21 protein-coding genes are annotated in these 19302 nt (G+C 64.6%); 7 read left to right on the forward strand and 14 right to left on the reverse strand.

The annotated features are described in order from the left end of the window. Positions 1-39 precede the first annotated feature (39 nt). The 3 genes from ACFULV_RS07485 to ACFULV_RS07495 all read right to left on the reverse strand — a co-directional run bounded on the left by ACFULV_RS07485 (position 40) and on the right by ACFULV_RS07495 (position 1675). The gene (locus ACFULV_RS07485) at positions 40-882 is read right to left on the reverse strand and encodes a formylglycine-generating enzyme family protein (protein ID WP_378654160.1); all 843 of its coding nucleotides are present in this window, start codon (positions 880-882) and stop codon (positions 40-42) included. Between the two features lie 110 nt (positions 883-992). Then, on the reverse strand, positions 993-1304 hold the full coding sequence (locus ACFULV_RS07490; RefSeq protein ID WP_378654163.1) for a DUF202 domain-containing protein: 312 nt from the start codon (positions 1302-1304) through the stop codon (positions 993-995). Then, positions 1301-1675, reverse strand: coding sequence for a YidH family protein (locus ACFULV_RS07495; protein WP_378654166.1), 375 nt, complete (start codon positions 1673-1675; stop codon positions 1301-1303). Before ACFULV_RS07495 ends, ACFULV_RS07490 begins: the two co-directional genes overlap by 4 nt. 271 nt (positions 1676-1946) lie before the next feature. On the opposite strand from ACFULV_RS07495, the gene ACFULV_RS07500 reads away from it, so the two are divergent. Next, entirely contained in the window at positions 1947-2636 is a 690-nt protein-coding gene (locus ACFULV_RS07500; protein ID WP_378654168.1) for a hypothetical protein, read from the forward strand. Positions 2637-2700: 64 nt separating this feature from the next. Here ACFULV_RS07500 and ACFULV_RS07505 read toward each other — a convergent pair whose 3' ends face one another. Continuing rightward, complete coding sequence (locus ACFULV_RS07505) at positions 2701-3306, reverse strand: TetR/AcrR family transcriptional regulator (protein ID WP_378654170.1); 606 nt, start codon at positions 3304-3306, stop codon at positions 2701-2703. 727 nt (positions 3307-4033) lie between these two features. Here ACFULV_RS07505 and ACFULV_RS07510 point away from each other — a divergent pair. Beyond that, entirely contained in the window at positions 4034-5389 is a 1356-nt protein-coding gene (locus ACFULV_RS07510) for an APC family permease (protein ID WP_378654173.1), read from the forward strand. Between the two features lie 408 nt (positions 5390-5797). On the opposite strand, the gene ACFULV_RS07515 is transcribed toward ACFULV_RS07510, so the two are convergent. Then, on the reverse strand, positions 5798-7060 hold the full coding sequence (locus ACFULV_RS07515; protein WP_378654176.1) for a lipase family protein: 1263 nt from the start codon (positions 7058-7060) through the stop codon (positions 5798-5800). Positions 7061-7814: 754 nt separating this feature from the next. On the opposite strand from ACFULV_RS07515, the gene ACFULV_RS07520 reads away from it, so the two are divergent. The 3 genes from ACFULV_RS07520 to ACFULV_RS07530 all read left to right on the forward strand — a co-directional run bounded on the left by ACFULV_RS07520 (position 7815) and on the right by ACFULV_RS07530 (position 9959). Continuing rightward, entirely contained in the window at positions 7815-9200 is a 1386-nt protein-coding gene (locus tag ACFULV_RS07520) for a DUF6924 domain-containing protein (RefSeq protein WP_378654178.1), read from the forward strand. 45 nt (positions 9201-9245) lie between these two features. Then, positions 9246-9506 carry a hypothetical protein gene (locus ACFULV_RS07525; RefSeq protein ID WP_378654181.1) on the forward strand — a complete coding sequence of 87 codons (261 nt, stop codon included), beginning with the start codon at positions 9246-9248 and terminating at the stop codon, positions 9504-9506. 180 nt (positions 9507-9686) lie between these two features. Continuing rightward, positions 9687-9959: a hypothetical protein gene (locus ACFULV_RS07530; protein WP_378654184.1), complete on the forward strand. Its 273-nt coding sequence runs from the start codon at positions 9687-9689 to the stop codon at positions 9957-9959. Positions 9960-10183: 224 nt separating this feature from the next. On the opposite strand, the gene ACFULV_RS07535 is transcribed toward ACFULV_RS07530, so the two are convergent. Then, entirely contained in the window at positions 10184-11035 is an 852-nt protein-coding gene (locus tag ACFULV_RS07535; protein WP_378654186.1) for a hypothetical protein, read from the reverse strand. A gap of 500 nt (positions 11036-11535) precedes the next feature. Between ACFULV_RS07535 and ACFULV_RS07540 the strand changes: the two genes are divergently transcribed. Next, positions 11536-11838 carry a hypothetical protein gene (locus ACFULV_RS07540; RefSeq protein ID WP_378654189.1) on the forward strand — a complete coding sequence of 101 codons (303 nt, stop codon included), beginning with the start codon at positions 11536-11538 and terminating at the stop codon, positions 11836-11838. A gap of 267 nt (positions 11839-12105) precedes the next feature. Here ACFULV_RS07540 and ACFULV_RS07545 read toward each other — a convergent pair whose 3' ends face one another. The 6 genes from ACFULV_RS07545 to ACFULV_RS07570 form a co-directional block, all read right to left on the reverse strand. Continuing rightward, the gene (locus tag ACFULV_RS07545; protein ID WP_378654192.1) at positions 12106-12432 is read right to left on the reverse strand and encodes a hypothetical protein; all 327 of its coding nucleotides are present in this window, start codon (positions 12430-12432) and stop codon (positions 12106-12108) included. A gap of 601 nt (positions 12433-13033) precedes the next feature. Then, positions 13034-13426, reverse strand: coding sequence for a hypothetical protein (locus ACFULV_RS07550; protein WP_378654194.1), 393 nt, complete (start codon positions 13424-13426; stop codon positions 13034-13036). A 130-nt stretch (positions 13427-13556) separates the two neighbouring features. Next, positions 13557-14147, reverse strand: coding sequence for a DUF1877 family protein (locus tag ACFULV_RS07555; RefSeq protein ID WP_378654195.1), 591 nt, complete (start codon positions 14145-14147; stop codon positions 13557-13559). A 115-nt stretch (positions 14148-14262) separates the two neighbouring features. Next, complete coding sequence (locus ACFULV_RS07560) at positions 14263-14496, reverse strand: hypothetical protein (RefSeq protein ID WP_378654197.1); 234 nt, start codon at positions 14494-14496, stop codon at positions 14263-14265. A 364-nt stretch (positions 14497-14860) separates the two neighbouring features. Continuing rightward, complete coding sequence (locus tag ACFULV_RS07565; protein WP_378654200.1) at positions 14861-17017, reverse strand: elongation factor G-like protein EF-G2; 2157 nt, start codon at positions 17015-17017, stop codon at positions 14861-14863. A gap of 303 nt (positions 17018-17320) precedes the next feature. Continuing rightward, positions 17321-17953 (reverse strand): HAD family acid phosphatase, encoded by a 633-nt coding sequence (locus tag ACFULV_RS07570; protein WP_378654203.1) that lies wholly within the window; start codon positions 17951-17953, stop codon positions 17321-17323. On the opposite strand from ACFULV_RS07570, the gene ACFULV_RS07575 reads away from it, so the two are divergent. Continuing rightward, positions 17874-18203 (forward strand): histone-like nucleoid-structuring protein Lsr2, encoded by a 330-nt coding sequence (locus tag ACFULV_RS07575; protein ID WP_378654205.1) that lies wholly within the window; start codon positions 17874-17876, stop codon positions 18201-18203. The two genes, ACFULV_RS07570 and ACFULV_RS07575, sit on opposite strands and share 80 nt — an antisense overlap. A gap of 249 nt (positions 18204-18452) precedes the next feature. On the opposite strand, the gene ACFULV_RS07580 is transcribed toward ACFULV_RS07575, so the two are convergent. Together ACFULV_RS07580 and ACFULV_RS07585 are read right to left on the reverse strand one after the other, a co-directional pair. Then, positions 18453-18770, reverse strand: coding sequence for a transcriptional regulator (locus ACFULV_RS07580; protein ID WP_378654208.1), 318 nt, complete (start codon positions 18768-18770; stop codon positions 18453-18455). Beyond that, entirely contained in the window at positions 18767-19231 is a 465-nt protein-coding gene (locus ACFULV_RS07585) for a hypothetical protein (RefSeq protein WP_378654211.1), read from the reverse strand. Before ACFULV_RS07585 ends, ACFULV_RS07580 begins: the two co-directional genes overlap by 4 nt. Positions 19232-19302 lie beyond the last annotated feature (71 nt).

The following is a 19302-nucleotide window of genomic DNA, read 5'->3' on the forward strand; positions in this document are numbered from 1 at the left end:
TGTGCCCGGGCCGAGCAGCCCGAGCATGGTGGAACTCGATCAGCGGGCCACGCGAAATCCGGTGTTCCCGCTGGTGGAGTCAGGTTCGTTGTGGATGCGGGCCGCGACGCGGTAGCGGTTGCAGTAGCTGTCGTGACACAGGTACGACCCGCCACGCAGCACCTTCGTCGTGCCGTCGACAGGGCCTCGCGGGTCGACAACGAGGTCGCGGGGGTGGTCGGTGCCCCAGTGATCGGCGCACCACTCCCACACGTTGCCGACCATGTTGTGCAGCCCGAAACCGTTGGGGGCGAAGGCATCCACAGGCGCGGTTCCGCGGTACCCGTCGGCGGCGGTGTTATGTGCCGGGAAACGTCCGCGGAAGATGTTGCAGCGGTGGGATCCGTCCGGGGCCAGTTCGTCACCCCATGGATAGCGCGCCTGGTCCAGACCCCCGCGGGCGGCGTATTCCCACTCGGCTTCGGTCGGCAACCGGACCCCGGCCCATCGGCAGTAGGCCTGCGCATCTCGCCAGGACACATGGACGACCGGGTGATCGGCGCGCGTGAAGATATCGCTGCCAGGGCCTTCCGGCGCCCACCAGCTCGCGCCGGGCACGGCACACCACCATGGCGTGGCCTCCGGGCGACGAGCGGCGCGCCGGAGCGGCGCGGGCAGGAACCCGGCGAAAACGTAGGACCAGCCGAAGCGCTCGGCATCACTGAAATGACCGGTCTCGGAGACGAACGCAGCGAATTGGCCGTTTGTCACCGTGTGCGCGGCGATCTGGAAGCCATGCACCCGCACCGGGCGCACAGGTCCCTCGCCGTCGGCGCGGTAGCACTCCGGCGCCACACTACCCATGGTGAACTGCGCACCGGCCAACGCGACCAGATGTGACAATCTCTCGAAACCGCCGAGTCCGGTACGCGCAAGCGCCGCAGCCGACGAACTACTCGGACTCGCGGGTTGGATAACGTTGTAGTCCCGGTCAGACCTAGGCGCGCAGCAGTTCACAGGTTCAGTCCGATCGTGGTGGCTGCCGCGGAGAATGCAACCGCGGCAGCGGTGGTCGCGACCACCACGCCGATCCGGCGAGGGCTGCGTGTGCGAAGCGCACGTCCGCGCAGATGGCAGGCGATCGAGGCGACGACCAGCACCAGTGCCGCTGCTGCGGCAATCGGCCAAGCGATAGGGCTGGTCAGGGCGGCGTGGGTGACGATCGCGAACGCGACAGCCGCCGAGAGCGCGGTGCGTCGCCACGCCAACATCGTCCGCTCGACAGCCAGACCCGGGTCGGGCGCCCACTCCCTCGAGACGGTCACGACACCAGAACCGCGGTGCCCGCCGCGAGCGCGACACCGGTGACTCCGACTGCCAGCACCGGGACCAACGCGGATCCGGGCAGGTCGTCGCCGCGCTGCATCGCGGTCTCGACGCGTCGCCACTGCCGATGGGCTACCGCCGCGATCACCACCGCCAAGCCTGCGCAGGCAACGGCGAGGGTACGGCGAAACCCTGCTGTCGAGAACTGCTCTGCCAGGGTCTGCACCGCCACTCCGCCTGCCAACAGACCGAGTGCGGTACGGATCCACGCCAGAAACGTCCGCTCGTTGGCCAGGCTGAATCGGTAGTCCAACTGCTCGATCGCGCCGCCCTTCGGCGACCCGTTTCGGCCTGTGTTCTCACTCGCCACGTTCACACGTCCTCGCTCACAACTACACAACAGTTGTTGGACATAGTGCCCATGATTGGACGTGATGTCGAGCAATTTCGCGAATTTCATTCATTGGTGATCCGCACCACACTCGAGGTTGACGAGTGACATGACTCACGGCTAGCATCTTGCGCTTGTTGCCCAATACTTGACGTCACGTCTATTAACGACACTCTGCTCAAGAGTGGTCGACGGCGATGCTCGCCGGGCGCACTTCAGTTGCCCTCGCAGAGAACGGAATTCGAACATCATGCACTTCAGGACTGCCGCAGCCGCCGCCCTACTGACTGCCGGCGCGGTCGCCGCGGCAAGCGGAATCGCCCACGCTGAAACCATCCCGACCTCCGAGGTGAACTACACCGCGACTCAGTCCGGTAAGTCGGCCGTTGTCACCGTCGACGCCGGCTCGCTGCTCGTCGACCAGGACCAGTTGCAGGTCAAAGACCCGCAGGGGCAACTTCTGGCGAGCGTGCCACTGTCGTTCCACCTCGACGACAAGATCCTGCCCATCGAGGCAACCGTCGAGGGGCGCACCGCCACCCTGACGCCGGTCACCGACCCGGTGCGCGCGGTCACCGCGACCCCGATCGCCTCCCTCGAGGATGTCGCCGCACGCACCCGAGAGGAGCGCGACCGCGAGGCTTTCACCAAGATGGACGGTCAGATCCGCTTCGGTGTCATGGTCGGCGCCATCCTCGGCGGCGTTCTCGCCGGTGGCGTCGGATGTGTTGTCGGCGGTGTCGTCGCAGCCCCCAGCGCGGTCCTGACCGCGATCTTCGGGCCGCTCGCCGGCTGCGTCGCGGGAGCGCTCGTGATGGCACCGGTCGGCGCATTGGGCGGGACGCTGTTCGTCGCCGCACCCGTCGCGCTGGCCTCAGCCCTGCAGTACTTCACCACCATCAATTCCCCGATGCCTCCGACGACCCCAGAAGCCCGCTGAGTCGCCACTGCCAGGATGCGGACCCGGCCGCAGCAGCAAGGGTCTGCATCCCCGCGACTCGCGGTCAAGGACGTGGCGGCGGTTCGTCATCGAAGCCCGACGCCCAATACCGGCCGCGCAGCGACAGATTCAGGAGCTGATCGGTGATTTCCTCGGCGCTGAGCGTGCTCTCCGATTCGAGCCACCACGACAGCGTGGCGACCAATTCTCCCACCCAGGCACGCGCCAGCACCTCGGCATCGATCCGCAACTCGACCCCCTGAGCGGCCGCACGGGCGGAAAAGATCTCCACCGCGGCGCCACTGCGATCGTCGAAGAAACGACGCAAGGCCCGCCCATCGCCCGCCCCGCGCAGCACCACCCGGAAAGCATCGCGCTCCTCGGCCGCATACCGGAACAACTCCAAAACCGGCTTACCGGTGAATCCCCTCACCGAATCGGCGACCAGCGGCTGCAGCCTGCGCTGCATCTCCTCGATCAACTCGGTGACGAGGTGATCGAGGAGCGCGTCTTTGTCGGCGTAGTGGGTGTAGAACGTCGCCCGACCCAGGTCGGCGGCCTCGGTGATGTCCTCCACGGTCACCCCGGAGAAGCCTCGTTGGAGCACCAGAGAGACGAAAGCTCCCCTCAGCAGGCCACGCGTACGACGGGTCCGACGATCCTCAGCCACTGCAAGACCTTTCACTGGGTACTCATCGGGATCCTACCGAGATAGACAACGCGAACAAATATTGTCATCGCGTTCGAACATTGCCGCTGTAGAGAGCCGCGGCGCGATTGTCCGAGGCGATGATCGCAGATCACTGCGGTCGGAGACCTACGACGCCAGCTCGCCGTACCGAATGCAACTGAACCACTTCGGCGCTTTGTATCGACTGCTACGACGGTGTTCGCAAGGCCGAGGGATTCATCTACTGCCCTGGCAGTAGCGACCGCGCGCTGTGCTTCAACTGCGCGTATCTCGAGGCGGTCGACGGGAGAAGCTAGCCCATTCCCAACCGGTACCGGGTCGCGGCCGGAATACATGCCCGACTCACGCTCGTGCCTGGTGGATGAGTCGGATCTCAGGCCGAGCGTGGATCAGTGACCGAGAAGAAAGCCGCGCCGCCCATGAGGCCCCGCCTTCAGCGTCGGTTCATCGCGGCGGCGAGTTCGTTGATATCGCCGTCGCTCGTCATCGCGACGCGATCGACGCGGTCACACGCGACCAGTGCCCCACTGCACGCGAGCAAGTCACCCAGATCATCAACACCGTGGATCTGGCGTCGGGGCTCGTCGGTTTCTGATCTCGCGAGCGGGCTGTTCGAGCACGGCTGTATTTCGGCTTCGACCGACGGTCGGCGCGCAACGGCCGCACCCGCGTGCTTGGGTCGGGAACAACTGGGTATGGCCCTCCCATGCCTGAATCGCTGAAGCGGGCAGTCACCACCCCGCTGCTGTACTTCTTCATCCTCGGTGACGTTCTCGGCGCAGGCGTATACGTGTTGGTCGGATCCGTCGCCCGTGAGTCCGGTGGCGCGGTCTGGCTGCCGCTGCTGACAGCACTCGTGCTGGCCGCGCTCACCGCAGGCTCCTACGCCGAACTGGCCACCAAGTATCCGCGAGCAGGTGGATCTGCCCACTACGTCACCATCGCGTTCGGTCCCGCGGCTGGTTCGTTCGTCGGTTTCTGCATGCTCGCTGCCGGCATCGTCTCGGTGGGCGCGCTGGCCAGGGCGTTCGCCGGAGACTACTTGCAATCGTTGATCTCGTTGCCGACTCTCGTGGTCGTAGTCGTCTTCCTGGCACTGCTCGCCGCACTCAATATCCGTGGGATCAAGCAGTCCCTCAGTGCGAATGTGGTGGCTACTTCGGTGGAAGTCGGCGGGCTGCTGCTGATCATCGCCCTGGGCGCGTGGCTGATGCTGCGCGGCGACGCGGATCTGGATCGGCTCACCCAGGTGGGCACCGCCGATCACAACGCCATCGGGGCGGTGTTGGCGGGTTCGGTGCTGGCGTTCTACTCGTTCGTCGGGTTCGAGACCTCCGTGAATCTGGCCGAGGAGGTCAAAGATCCGCGGCGGTCCTATCCCACGGCACTGTTCGGGGCATTGCTCACCGCGGGGGTGGTGTACCTGCTGGTCGGTGTGGTCGCCAGTGCTTGCGTACCCACCGATCAGTTGGCACAGTCCAGCGGGCCGCTGCTCGAGGTCGTTCGCGCCGCCGGTGACATCCCCGACTGGCTGTTCAGCGTGATCGCGCTGGTCGCCGTCGCCAACGGCGCGCTGCTCACCGGCATCATGTCGTCACGGTTGGCCTACGGGATGGCCAACGACGGGCTGCTTCCGTCGGTTCTTGGCCGGATCCTGGCGAGCAGGCACACACCGTGGGTGGCGATTCTCGCGACGTCGGCCGTGTCACTGATCCTGGCGTTGACCGGCGAAGTCGACTCCCTGGCAGCCACATTGGTGCTGTTGCTGCTGTTCGTCTTCGCAAGCGTCAATGCGGCAGTGCTGGTCTTGCGCCGAGACAACGGCGAGCCCGATCACTTCCGAATTCCGGCCGTCTTTCCGTGGCTGGGCTTGGCCTCGTGCCTGTTCTTGTTCACCCGGATCGACAGTGAGGTGTGGGTGCGCGGACTCGTGCTCGTCGCTTTCGGAGCCGTGCTCGCCCTCGTGAACGCGATCCGGGCCCGCCGAAACGGTGTGGTCGAGGCAGACCGAAACGGATATGGCGAAACTACGACAAAGGAGGATTCTCATGCCGAGAACTAGCGACACCGATGACGAAGCCGACGAGCCGAAAGGTGGAAGACCCGGCCCTACCGACCAGGGTCGCCAGGGTGGAATGGCAACACGTGAAGTAGCCCCAGAGTTGAGCGAGCCAGACGACGCACAAGAACCACCCGACTGACCGTCTGTCATTTTTCGGGCGGCGCGCACGTCTTCACCGCACGATGTCCGAAACGGCCCGAAGTTCTGTCCGAAACACGCGGACAGGAGCTCACGGTCATCTACGCGGTGACGTGGCAGCGTCGAGTTCGCGGCGTACGGTTTCGATCTTGTCGTCATGATCGGTTGCCCACTGAGCCAGCGCGACCACGACGTCCACGCAAGACGGCTTCGTCCTGCCTGCACGAGGTCGCGCACGCTGGCGACAGTGCTGCGAAGTGTCGGCAGCGCCTAGGCCGCCTTCTCCGCCAGGTGACGTCCGAGCGAAGCGATCGGCGCACCGATCAGCGGCCGCCCGGTTGCCACCGCCAGCGCGGTACCGACAACCCCGATCAGTCCGCGCCGACTCGGCGCCGAAATGCTCGATGACAGCACGGTTCGCGTGCTCGGTGGCGCCAAGGGCTCGGCAGCGATGCGGTCGGACAACCAGCCCAGACTCATCGGGGTCGACAGCGGAAGCAACGTGAAGTGGTCGCTCAAGCGGTCGCGCACGTAAGTGACGTGTGTGCCCGCGCCCCGGTACCGTTCGACCTGCTCGTCCACACTGCCGCAATGAATCACCTGATCATTGACCGGCTGCAGCACCAGCAACGGGCACGCCGGGGCAGACAACCCCAACCGCAGATCATCGAGCACCGCACGAACCTTCGGCTCGGCGAGAATCTCATCCAGCGGGCGTCGTAGATGGTCGTCAAAACTCTGCCCCGACATCCGCAGCAGCGCGACAATCGGCGGTAGCTTCTCGACGGCTGCCAGCAACGCCTGCCCCGCGGGCAAAATATCAGCGTCGAGGGCCGCGTCGAGGTCCGGATAGAGCCGACGCAATGCCGCCACGACCATCAGCGGAAAACCGGAGAATCGGCTGCCGTGCAGACGAAGGAACACCTCACCCGGATCACCTACCGGTGCTCCGAGCACCGCACCGACCAGGTTCAACTCGGGTGCGTAACTCGGAGCCATCTCGGCGGCCCACGCGCTGGCCATGCCACCACCCGAGTACCCCCACAACGCGATCGACGTTCGCGGATGCAGGCCGAGCGGCGTGAACGACAGTGCGGCCCGTGCTCCATCCAAGCTGCGATAACCAGGCTCCCGCGGCGCGCCGAAACTTCCCTTCAGACCACCGTGATCGGCGATACTGACCGCCCAACCACGACGGAGCGCATTCGCGATCAGGGGCCATTCGAGCCGGGTGATCGACCCCGGCGCCCGCGTATGGTGGCGCAACACGTAGGACGGCGCGCAACGCTCGGTCACCGAGTCGATCGCGGACTGGAACAACAACAGCGGGCGGTCCTGGTCCGGGACAGCCCCCGCGGGGAGCACGACGGTTGTTATCGCGATCTCCGCCCGGCCGAACAGGTCATTGCTGCGGTAGGCCAATTGCCAGGCTTGGACCTGCTGCCGGACCGAACCGAACAGTGACAGCTCGACTCGCCTGCTCCGGATCAGCGAGCCCGGTGCGTAGGCGGCGATATCGGCGGGGCACCGCATGAAGGGGTCGACAGAGAGGAGCTGTGGGACACCCCGGTGCGGTCCTGTAGTACTCGGCCCTTGCGAATGATCAGCTTCTGACACGATTTCACTGGTCTTCCTGGGTTCGATAAACGAGCTGTGCGATATCGGAACCCAGGTCCACAGACCTCATCTCACAAACGGCCGAAGGCGACCTTGCCCACTACGAAGCCTAAGCAGCTCTCACTCAACTTGTGGGCCGCGCGACATCAATTGTGTTAGCTCACAACATGTTCAGCGAATACGTTGTATCACGACGCAGGTTCATCCGCACGGCGGCCTCGCGTGTCCCGTCCGCACTACCCGTGGGCTTCAAGGGAACGCCGTGCCGGACATGCGGCCTAGTAGCGGTACGTCGGTCCTGGTGGAGCACTCGCGACTGTCGGAAGCGGTGCAACCGCACGCCTATCAATTCAGCCGGCCCCGAGTTGGTAGACGTCCTCGCCGCGGACCGAGTCCAGCACCAGACCACGGGCAACCGACTTGGTCGCAATCCAACTCACCGACCGAGGTTTGAGTACATGCCTCGATATGGCCAGATCGCCCCCGCAGGCCCGACGGTCGCTCATCGTCGAGATCCAACCGCACATCGGGAAAAGCGAAGATCCGTGGTCAGGCCGTCCTGCAGTCGCCTGGCATCATCGCCAAGAAGCTGATTCAACTTTGGGTCACCCTTTAGGTTGGTGAGATGTCGATGACGTGGCCGCAAGTTCGGGGCTTGAATTTCAGCACGATGGGACGATCCGTGCAGGCCGAATTCTGGTCCGGCGGCCGGTATGCCGGACGAGTCCAGCATCAGCCACCCACGTCCTGGCGGATCGAGGACGCTTCCGGCGCCCCCACCTACATCGAGAACGACGCCCACGAATACCGCAGGTCCGACGAGGTGATGATCCATACCGTCAAGTCTCCGAACACGGGCGTCGCGTGGGCCGGCGATACTCCCGTCCTGCTGGTCCGGGCCTACTCGCTGTGGCAGCTCGACAACGACCCATGGTCACAATTGCGCCAGCACGGTGAGGTGAGCCCGGTAGAGGTGCACGGCCGCACCGGCTGGCAGGTGCGGTTCACCGACAGCAACAGTGGCGGCGAGGTGACCTACGTGATCGACGCCGAGCTCGGAATCGCGTTGTCGCGCACCGTGGACGGACACTCGATCGAACTGTCGAACCCAGTCTTCGACGAGCACTTCGATCCGGCAGCGTTCGAATGGCACGGCCCGGCCCGCGAGGAAGACCGGTTGGAGACGTCGGCGCGACGCGAGTACGACGCGAAAATGCAGGCCATCGCCCAGATCCCGCGACCACAAGTCACCTGGCTACCTGGCTCGATCGATGCCCGTCCCGTCGACGGCGACCCCCGAACCGGAACCCTGGCCCTGCACGTCATCGCCCAGTACCCCACCGTGACGCTGCGGCAGTGGCTCACCGAACTCGGCGAACCCGAACTCGATGAGAACCAGTACCTGCAGGCGTTGCACCGCGAGTCGGTCGGTCCATGGACATACGAGATTCGCGCCTACCCGCCACTCGATGCCGAAGACTGCACCCGGATCATCGCCTCGATCGTCGCACCCGAGCCACCCGATGCCACACCTGCGCAAATCTGTGCGATCCTCGACCGCGACGCTGCCGAACAAGCCGATGCCGAGCTTCACGCGGCCCTCGGAATCGGGCGCCAGCTCGACGAATTCCTCGGCGGAAACGGCGACGTCTCCCTGCTCATCCGAACCGACTTCAGCGACGATGCTGCATGGCGCGCGACCGCAGCGGCGGCGATGGCCCCAGGCGAGGGCAAGGATTCCGATTTCGTGGCCTGCCTGACCTGCATCGACAATCCAGACAACGATGGCCTGTCGATCACCGCACTGCTCGACAGAATCGGTGACGCACCCCCGTACTATGTCTTCATCGCCGACACCGAAACCATCACCAACCCAGAACATCCCATCCTGGCGGTGGACACCGGCCCGGAAAACACCGGCCACGAACGAGGCCGAACGTTCAGGGTGATGCCGGCACAGATGTGGTCCGTCGAGAACAACCTGTCCATCTCAAACATGGATTTCGAGGACTTCGCTTCCGCATCCGACCCGAACGGTGTCTATCGAGGGTTCTAGGACCCGTCGATCGCCTCGCCGTCGGCGGGGGATCGATCCGGAACTGTGCCGAAGGGCCGTGCAATACTCGGCGAGTTCACTTCTGGAGAAGATGCGTGCTCAGAGCTCCTATCAGGTTCGACTGCTGAGTCGTCGCCGGCAGATCGCGCAGCGGCGAGAGGCGAGCTCGTCCTCGATGTCGACTTCCACTTCAGCGCTGAGGATTTCGATGAATACGACTACGAAGACGATGAAGTCCCCTACTTGTTGGTGGAGTGCATGCTCGCATCCCGGGAGGCCAAGAAGGACATAGTCTGCTTCTGGTGATACGCCCAATCGAGAGGCCGCAAAGCAGCTCGAGAGGCGCACTATTTTGCCGCTGGGCGCGCAGTCACGAACGTCCGCATCTGCCGATAGCAGTGTCAAGATTCCACGGTTGCCGACTGGGACCGGTGAGCAGCATCTAGGTTGCGACCCTACGATCGCCTGCTAGCGATCGACAGCGGATTGAGTGAACTGAACATCAACGCCATCGGGTTCACCGAGTTCGAGGGCGGCAAGGTACTCACCTTCCCTGGCGGAATCGAGTACGCGCGCATCTATGGGGAGTGGACACACGCGCAGTGCGTCACAGCAGTCGAGCAATGGGAGGCCACGACCGCCGAACAACGGCTGGCGCTCGACCCTGAGGTGCTGGATTGGGTAGAGGTCGGCATCCGGCTAGCTTCGACAGCGGCGAAGTCGCCCGGACGCGGCGTAGCTGGGCTTATTTATTCGTGACTTCCCAACGCACTCTTCTGCCGCTGAGCGCGCGGTCACGAACGTCCCCATCTGCCAAGTTCCGCGAGCACCTTCTTGGAGAAGCGACGTGGATTCGACCACGCTGCGTGATCGATGCCAGTTCTTCGTGGAACGATGGGTTGACGCTCGCGGCCGGAGGGGCAGGCCATGGTCTTCGACGACAAGATTCACTACGAAGGCGACGGCTGTGAATACATCACCAGCTAGGTCGGCCTTGCCAACGCAGAATCGATGGTGCTATCCACGAAGGCGAGGGTGTCGTGGCGCCGAGCCAGCGGGCTGCGGTAGCTGCGATGCCCCTCGGTGCCGTTGGTGCGCAGGTACAGGCTTTCGGCGATGATGGGTTGCCAGCGCGGATCGAACACCTCCTGGGCGTATCGACCGGCACCGGATTTGGAGGTCATCGTTCCGGTGGCAAGCAGATGGTGCAGCCGACTCACACCCAGAACAGCCCAGACTGGAAACCATGCACTGAGGCCGATGATGAGAGGCAGCGGCCGCCGCTGCTGATTCTGATGCCACCACGGCCGCCAGTAGGCGCGCAGATTCTCGATAGTGAACTCGTGCAGCGTATTTCGGTCTGCCCACAGGTCAAATTCGGTTGGCTGAGGGCCGCGTATCGTAATCCCGTGCCAGGCCAACTCACAGAACGTGACTGGATTGACACCGGAGCGTCCAGCAGGTGTGAACCGGTTCTCCTGGGCGCAGGGGACGTCGGGGCACCGGCTGGGTCCGGCCGCGAGGTCGGCCCAAGTAAGCACCACGCCATCGAAATTCGGCCGCGGGAAGGCGGCCACAGTCCGCGCGTGCGCCTCGGACAACGCCTTCATCTCTGGGGATTCCCCCGCGAGACGCTGCTTGGTCACCACGACGAAATCGATATCGCTGGCCGTCGTGAGCCGGCCCCGCCCGGCGCCGCGGGGACGGAAATCGCCCAAGGCAACCGATCCGACGAGGTAGAAGCCGGTCACCAGACCCGGTGCCAGCTCGTCGATGGCATTCAGGAAGAGTTTCACACTCCGACCGACCTCTGCCGGAAGCTTGTCGCTACCCATACCAGACAACCTACCGGCAGAACCTGCTGGTTCTACTGACCGTCGGTGACGCCACCAATCGGTGGATTCTGGCATTGTCGTCGGCCCAAAGGTGTTCGTGTCGGCAAATTTTGACGTCGGATCCTGTCGTCATGATTGTCTGGCTGCGGTCAGTGTCCTGCTGGCGACCTCAGGAAATGCCGGGATGTCCGAGAAGACGGTGAGGGATTGACGAGCGCGATTGAGGCGGACAGGACACTGTCCTCGGCCGAAAGCCCGCACGGCGGCATCATTCTCGCGCGCCGCATGGCCATTGAGCTATACGGCTGAACCCCTGCTTCGGCCGCAGCGGACGCCCCGGCCGGGATCACCGATACAGATTCGAAAGGCCGTGCATCGGCAGAAGAGTGCGTTGGACGGCTGGTGCCGCGGCCCTCGGGATTGCGCGGGTCGCGGCAATATAGGGCGTTGACCAGGCACCGAAGCGAGTATCTCTCAACTCTGCGTAGCATCTGGTCATCATGAACGGCCAGGAGATCGTAGCTACGGGTTCGTGGCTGTATGCCGACGTCGTTCTCATGCCGGTGTTCGTCGTCCGTCTCGACTACGATTTCTGGTACGAGGTAGCCCGAGAAGAGGGCACACTCGCGGAGGGCGAGGAGACGATCCTCGATTCGGCCGGGCATTCCTATTACGTGTCGTTCAAAGCCCTCCGCGACGATGGGTCATTCTGGCCTGATTCCGGGCCGCACCGTTCGGTTGATGATGCGCGGATCACGGCAGAATCGAGGGTGCCCTCTCCGATCACTTGGCAGTTCTGGTGAACAACTTCCCTGAAAGATCATTGTTCGAAGCGTCACGATCCGTCTGGCACGCACGCCGCAGTCCGAACTGAAATCGGCAGTTGAGTGCGTTCGTCGGGTGGTGCCGCAGCCATCTGGATCGCGCAGGTCGCGGCATTTACGGATGTTCTGCCCCTAGTCCGTAGCCGGACCAGCGGTTAGCGTGGGCGACTCTTCGAAGCATTTCGGCGGCAGCGGCAGTGCTCGGTTGGGTAGAGCAAGTGAGTATCCGCGCGAGTGCGACCACCCTCAGAGCTGATACGGGTACAGAAAGACGGTCTCCGCTTCGACGTTGATCTCTACCCAGCCGCCATCCGCGCCCGCAGGGATCGGTGAGGCAAGGTCGAACAGAATCGACGAGTCACCCACCCGAAGGTCCACACCGCCAACCTCGTCCACATGAAGCTGCCCGCGCATGATCACTCGGTTACCCTCCTGTCGGAGTCCGGGCTCGGGAACCGTAGACAACTCAGTGTTGTGGCCCCAGCAGATCTCTTCATCGACAGTCCACTCGATGTGGTGATCGCCGTCGCGTTCTTGCGGGTCACCACGCCAGAGCACCTCGACGACTCCCATAGGTGTGTGAACCCGAACCCTCATCGGCCCCTGCGGGATCTGTGGCATAGCTTCCGTGCGCGCCAGCACGTACTGCTCGGCCTCGAGGACGCCGACGACAGTGGTGCATGAGGAGTCCGGCCGTACCGAACGCGTGCCGTTGGCGTGGTGTTGACCAACAGGGCCATTGCCAGCGGCGGGCGGTAACCCCGGGGTGGCATCGATGGGCGGTGCCGACCGACGAACAACGGAAGGCCCGCATGAGGGAGAGGAGAGCGCCATGAAGGTCAACGGTGTCGGTGCCCCCTTCTACGATCCAGACACAGCACAGTCCGTCGCAGCAGCACTGCTCGCAGACACCCGCCACTGGACTGAATCCGAGAAGGGCAACTTGAAATGGCGTTTGTCGACAACGCATTCAACAACGACGAGTCCAGGATCGGCCGCTTCCTCAACTCAGCGGCGCACCTGATGCTGCCCGGAATTGTCGCGATCGCGGTAGGAAAATCGCTCTCCTACTTCGGTGTTCGGCACATGCTGGTGGACCTGTTGATCATCGCGGGCAGTTTCGTCTTGTTCTGCGGGTTGGTGCACAACGATGCCACCCGACTGTGTGTGTTGGTCAGCCTGGTGGCTGTGCGGACTCACGTTCGGCGAGGAAGGTGTCGAGCAGTTCGAAAAGCACTGCGAGGACGTGTGTCTCCTGCTCGGTGGTCAACGGTGTTGTGAAGTCCCAATCAGGCAGGGCGATCTGCTCTACCTGTGCCCGCCAGACCAGGTTCGACCCAACTTGGTGGTGCTTCATCAGCCATTCGCGCCACCCCTCGAGACATGGCCGACCACAGCGGCGGGACGCCATGTCGTAGCCCTCGATGTAGGCGAGGACTCCACGCAGGTCGGTATAGCCGATGTACATCCCAGTTCTCTTGGCGAACAAGGTGAAGAACTCACGATCGGTCTGGTCGGCTAGGTCCTTCACTGATGGGTCATGTGCAGCCCCGTGGGTCTTCTTCATTCGTCGATCTTGCCGCAGCCCGCCCAGCGCCACCTTTCGTCACGACCTCAGGCCGCGCGGGTCTAGGCATCAGGAGGCATCCGGTCGTGAGTCGATCGCGGCACACTCATCGCTTGACCGAGCTGCTGGTTCAGTCGAGTGTTACCAGTACGCATTCGTCCAGGTCGGCGGCAAGTCGGTACAACTCGGCATACTGGGCCAGCTGATCGAGAAGGTAGTCGCGATCCCACGGTCCTTTATAGACACCGGATACTTCCATCGCTACAGCGTCGAACAGATGTGAAGCAGTCTCCAGATTGTTCTCCACAAAGTCAGCTATCGTTCGCGCAGTAATCGGGCGCACAAACCGAAGCGGATTCCCTTGCCCCGCAGTCGCACCCGAAGCGAGGGGCTCCGCCCCGAATACTGCGATCTCGGCAAACCCGACTGGATTGCGTTCTTCCTGCTTCCGGCGGTTGGGCGCAAGCAACCAGTACGCCGCGTCCCACGCTCGCGTGGAGAAAGTCCGGTTAAGAATGTCGGGCCGCTGCCTCACGATCTGACGAGCGACCGGGGCCAGCTCCGCCCAGATCGGGTCATTCCGGTACTGCGAATCGGCACCATCGCTGGTAGCCAAGCTGCTGAAAAACTGGATCGCGTTCTCGGCGGCCTCACGATCACGCATCGCGCGTTCGAGCAGCGGTTCGTAAGGAACTGCCTGGTACCGAGCATCGAGGGCCATCCCCAGACCATAGGACTCAGCTCGAGCAGGCCCTACCCGACATTACATAATCGGCATGAGCGCGCGTTCAGTGGAGCGGGCCCGCGGATCGTCCGACGGGCCCGCTTGGTCGATGTCAGACGCAGTGTGCGGGCGGGGCCGGGCTCCAGCTGCCGATGCAGCCCGCAGCGATGTACGCGAGTAGATCGATGACGGCCGAGCCGGTCTGTAGGACGACCGGTTCGGCTGCGGCGGTGTGGCTGATGGTGGGCTGCGTCGGCGTTTCGGGCACGGCGATAGCGAGTCCGGTGGAGGGGGCGCCGAACGCGGCGACCGCGATGGCAAGGGCAGCAAAGCGTTTCACGAGCATGCGAGCGAGCCTAGTGTGAAACACGGGTATTTAGACATGGATCGAAGCCCCCTGATTTCGGGGGGTTGCGACGGATGAATGCGGATTTTGGGAGTGGTGTCGCCGGGCACTGGTGGCGTCGACGGACCGCTAATGGGGACAGGGCCGCAATCGAGGTCTGTTCGTCACGTGGGTGCGGGGCGTCGACGCTTAGATCGGCCGACCGTTTCCACCAGCGTTTTCGAACCTGATGAGGAAACATCAAGTGACGCAGGTATACGCCGTGTTCTGCGGCATCGACGTCGGCAAGGGCGAGCACCACTCAGTCGGCCTCGATCGGCGGCGCCCGTCGAGGAGACCTGCTCTGCACGATCGCCCCGGCGATTCAGGCCGACGCCTCGGCGATTTCCTTGCGTGCCCTTTCGGCGACCCCGGCCGGCATCGGCTCGTGCCGCAAATACCCGCGGGCGAACGACCCCGCCCCGTGGGTGAGCGATCGCAGGTCGATGACATACCGGCTCAGTTCGAGTTCGGGTACCTCGGCCCGGATATGGGTGAAGCCGGTATCGGCCTGCTCGGTGCCGAGAATGCGTCCGCGCCGGGTGGACAGGTCGCCGAGGACGGCGCCCAGCTGGTCGTCGGGGACCGTGACCCGCACCGCGGCAACCGGTTCGAGCAGCAGGGTCCCGGACGCGTCCGCCGCGTCACGAAGGGCGAGCGCACCCGAGGTCTGGAAGGCGGCGTCGGAGGAGTCCACCGAGTGCGCTTTCCCGTCCACCAGTGTCACTCGCACATCCACCAGCGGATATCCGGGAGTGACCCCGCGCGCGGCCTGCGCCCGTGCCCCTTTCTCCACCGACGCGATGAACTGCCGCGGCACTACCCCACCGACCACCCGGTCGACGAACTCGAATCCCGCCCCCGCAGGCAGCGGTTCCACCTGGATGCGGCACACCGCATACTGCCCGTGCCCGCCGGACTGCTTGACCAATTTGCCGTGCCCCTCGGCTTCCGCGGCGAGCGTCTCCCGTAACGCCACCCGATACGGTTCCACTTCCACTCGCACCCCGAACCGCCCGCGCAACCGTTCCAGAGCGACGTCCCGGTGGGATTCCCCCAGACACCACAGCACCAGCTGATGGGTGTGTTCGTTGTTTTCCAGCCGCAGGGTCGGATCCTCGGCAACGAGCCGGGTCAGACCCTGCGAGAGCTTGTCCTCATCGGCCCTGCCCTGCGCCCGAACAGCCACAGGCAGTAACGGTTCCGGCAGCTGCCACGGCTCGATCAGCAGGGGTTTCCCGGTGCCGGAGAGGGTGTCGCCGGTTTCGGCGTGGCCGAGTTTGCTCACGAACGCGATATCGCCGGCGACGGCCTCGGTCAGTGTCTGCTGTTGTTTCCCTAACGGCGCGGTGACCCCGCCGACCCGGTCGTCGGCTTCGTGCTCGGGTCCGCAGACGCGGACGGTGTCCTCGCTGTGCAGCGTGCCGGAAAACACCCGCACCAGCGATACCCGTCCCACGTACGGGTCAGACGAGGTCCGGATGACCTCCGCGGCGAGTTCGGCCGCCGGATCGCAGCCCAGTGCGATGGGCGCGGTGCCGTCACCGCGCGGCGTAGCCGACAGCGGGTGTTCGATCGGTGTCGGGAACCCTGCCGTGATCAGTTCCAGCAGTTCGAGCGCGCCCAAGCCCTGCTCCGCTTCCTCAGCTGCCGGTGCCGCGAACAGCACCGGATGGAAGCTTCCGCGCGCCACGGCGCGCTCCAGGTCGTCAACCAGGGTGTCGACTTCGACGGGATCGCCGTCGAGGTAGCGGTCCATCAGCGTTTCGTCTTCGCTCTCGGCGATGATCGCCTCGATCAACCGATCGCGGGCCGGGTCGATCACCGCGAGCTGTTCCGCGGAAGGTTCGGTGCGCACCCGTTTCCCGCTGCGATAGTCGGCAACACGTCGCTCGAGCAGTTCCAGCAGTCCGATCGCGGGCCGGTGCCCATCGGGAGTCTTCTGCCCGTAGACCGGCAGGTGCAGGGGAAGGACTGCGTCGCTCGCTCCTCCGGTCAGCAGTGCCTGACAGGTCTGCACCAGTTCCGCGTACTCCGCCCGCGCCGTGTCCAGATGTGTCATCACGATCGCCCGCGGCATCCCCACCCGCGCGCATTCGGCCCACAGTTCCCGCGTAGGCCCCGCCACACCCTCCACTCCGTCGGCCGCCGACACCAGGAAGAGGGCCGCGTCCGCCGCCCGCAACCCGGCCCGCAGTTCGCCGACAAAATCCGGGCATCCCGGAGTATCGATCAGATTGATCTTCACCTCGCCCCACGTCACCGGGACCACCGACACCTGCACAGATCTGTGCTGTCGCCGTTCGACCTCGTCGTAGTCCGACAGTGATGTTCCGTCCTCCACGCGGCCTGCGCGGTTCACCGTCCCGGTCGCCAACGCCAGCGCCTCCACCAGCGTCGTCTTGCCCGCACCACCGCTGCCGACCAACGCCACGTTCCGGATGCTCTCCGGTCGCTGCGCCGCGTTTGTCCGGTCCACCATGTCGCATGCTCCCTCGGGTCGGGATCCGGCTCCTTCGAGCTTCCCACCGCAGGTAGGGACACGTCCACGATTTCCGGGATCGATGCTGCACCGCTCGATTCAGCGTGTGCTGACGCAGCCCACGTAGCGGCGCTGGTCGTGGACGACAGCGCGCCGTGCCGACGTTGATGTGTGAACATCTGCGTGGCGGCGTGTCCGTTCTGGACTTGGTCCGCGGTCGGCGTGCCGGTCATCGACATTTGGGATCGCACCTGACGGCCCCTCGAGCGCACCACTTCTGGTTTTTGCGACTACCCAGGCGGATCAGTTCAGTGCGCCGTTGTAGTCCGGGAACTTGAAGGTGCGCTCGGCATACCCGCCGGACAGGTCCGAGGGGCTGTTGCCGAAATTGGCGACGATCGTGTAGCCCTTGCTCTCGATGTCGGCCCGGCTCGCGGTCTTGTACTCGGCCAAGCCGGAATTGCCCGCAGACAGTGTGGTCGGCGCGCTGCCGTACAGCGCGTCGACCGGGTAGCCGACCGACGACAGGTTCGCCTGCGAGTAAGCGTTGACCAGGGCAGGCCTGCCGGTGACGAAGATGATCGCGGCGCCGTTCTGTTTCGCCCAGGTCGCCAGACCGAGCACCGGCTGGATCGCCGGGATGATCAGGCCGGTGTTGTAGGAGGTTTCCAGCGTCGTGTTGTCGATGTCGAAGACAATCGCGGGCCGTGTCGCGCCGGGCAGCCGACCGGCAAGGTAGGTCTTTGCCTCGGCCACGACGGGGGTGATCTCGCCGATCCACTGCGCGTACGGCGGCAATTCGGACTGATTGCCTGACAACGAGGACGAACCGCCGCCGGACAAAGACGACGAACCGGTGTCGGCGTCCGCGGCGGGCATTGGCGCTAGGAGCGCGGCCGCGACCCCGACCACGAGCGATGCAGTAACACGTTTCATCGCTCGCACGCTAACAGCGGACCGAGCCACGCAGCTTCGAAGTCCCGCGCAGTGGGACTGCTACGCGGGCGCGCCCGCTTGGTCGGCATCGACGTGTCGGCTCGCCTCGAAATCTCCTGCGCCCGAACCGATTCGACGCAAAGATCTCACTGATATTCGTGCATGGGCCAGCAAGAACGGCCACACCGTGTCGACTCGCGGACGGATCTCGGCCGATGTTATCGCAGCCAATGAGACCGCTTCTGCATAGAGCAAAAGGCTGGTCAGCACATCGAGGGCAGCGTGGTAGTCAGCTTCCGCTGCCGCCACTGGTATACGCGCCACCCAGGAGACGACGGCGCCGACGGCGCTTGACCTCCGGATCTGGCCCAGGCTGCCCAGCGGCTGGCTGCGGCTCGGGGTCACGCTTGGTCTTACCGAAGATTCCCATGTCGGACTCCTGTTCAGTAGGGCGATACGAGGCGATCGGCGAAACTCGGACTCGCCGAAGGTTTTCGAATCAGGACGGTGCTGCCGGGCTCACCGATGTCGCGGCAGCGACGATTTCCTGCAGGGCGGCGACATGGCCGGTGAAGGCCTGCCGTCCACGCTCGGTCAGGTGAGCGCGGACCTTGCGCCGACTGCCCTCCAAACGACGTTCGGTGGTGACATAGCCAGCCGTCTCCAGGGTCGCGAGCTGCTTGGACAGGGCCGAATCCGACAGCCCCAGCCGGTCTTTGAGGAAGGCGAACTCCGCCCAGTCAGCAGCTGCGAGCGTCGCGACCAGCGAGAGCCGGGTGCTGGGGTGGATGAGTTCGTCGAAGCGGGCTTGCGTCACGCGCCGAACCAACGCCGCAGGACACGAAGGATGTCCGGGCCGCCGAACCCGATGATCGCCGCGACCAGCACAGCCGCCCAGATTCCGGGATTTCCGGCACCGCCGGAGTGCAGGACCATCGCCACAGCGATGGTGAGGGCGACGAGCGCGAACAGCATGCCCACCACCACGATCGGGATACGGCGCCCGGCCACGGCTGCGCTGACGTGCACCTGATCGGTGCGGCGACGCCCGCTGAGCAACCGTGAGGCGACGAACGCGTGCCCGGCACCGAAGGTCACCGTCGCAGCGATGATCAGCCATTGCGGACCGAGGTCACCGATCAGGCCCAACACGACCCAGCCGACAGCCATCCCCCACCAGTACGCGCGTGGCAGCCCGACCTCCTCGGCCACTCGGCTGCGCGCCCGTTCAACCGCTTCCAACGCGGCTCGCGCCTGGTCCGGAGCAACGTTTTCCATGGTCAACCCTCTTTCCTACCTGGAAAGCAAGAGTCCCACTTTCCTATAAGGAAAGTCAAGACCCGCGAGAG

This window comes from Nocardia sp. NPDC057272, from assembly GCF_042668615.1.
In the GTDB taxonomy this organism is placed as follows: Bacteria; Actinomycetota; Actinomycetes; order Mycobacteriales; family Mycobacteriaceae; genus Nocardia.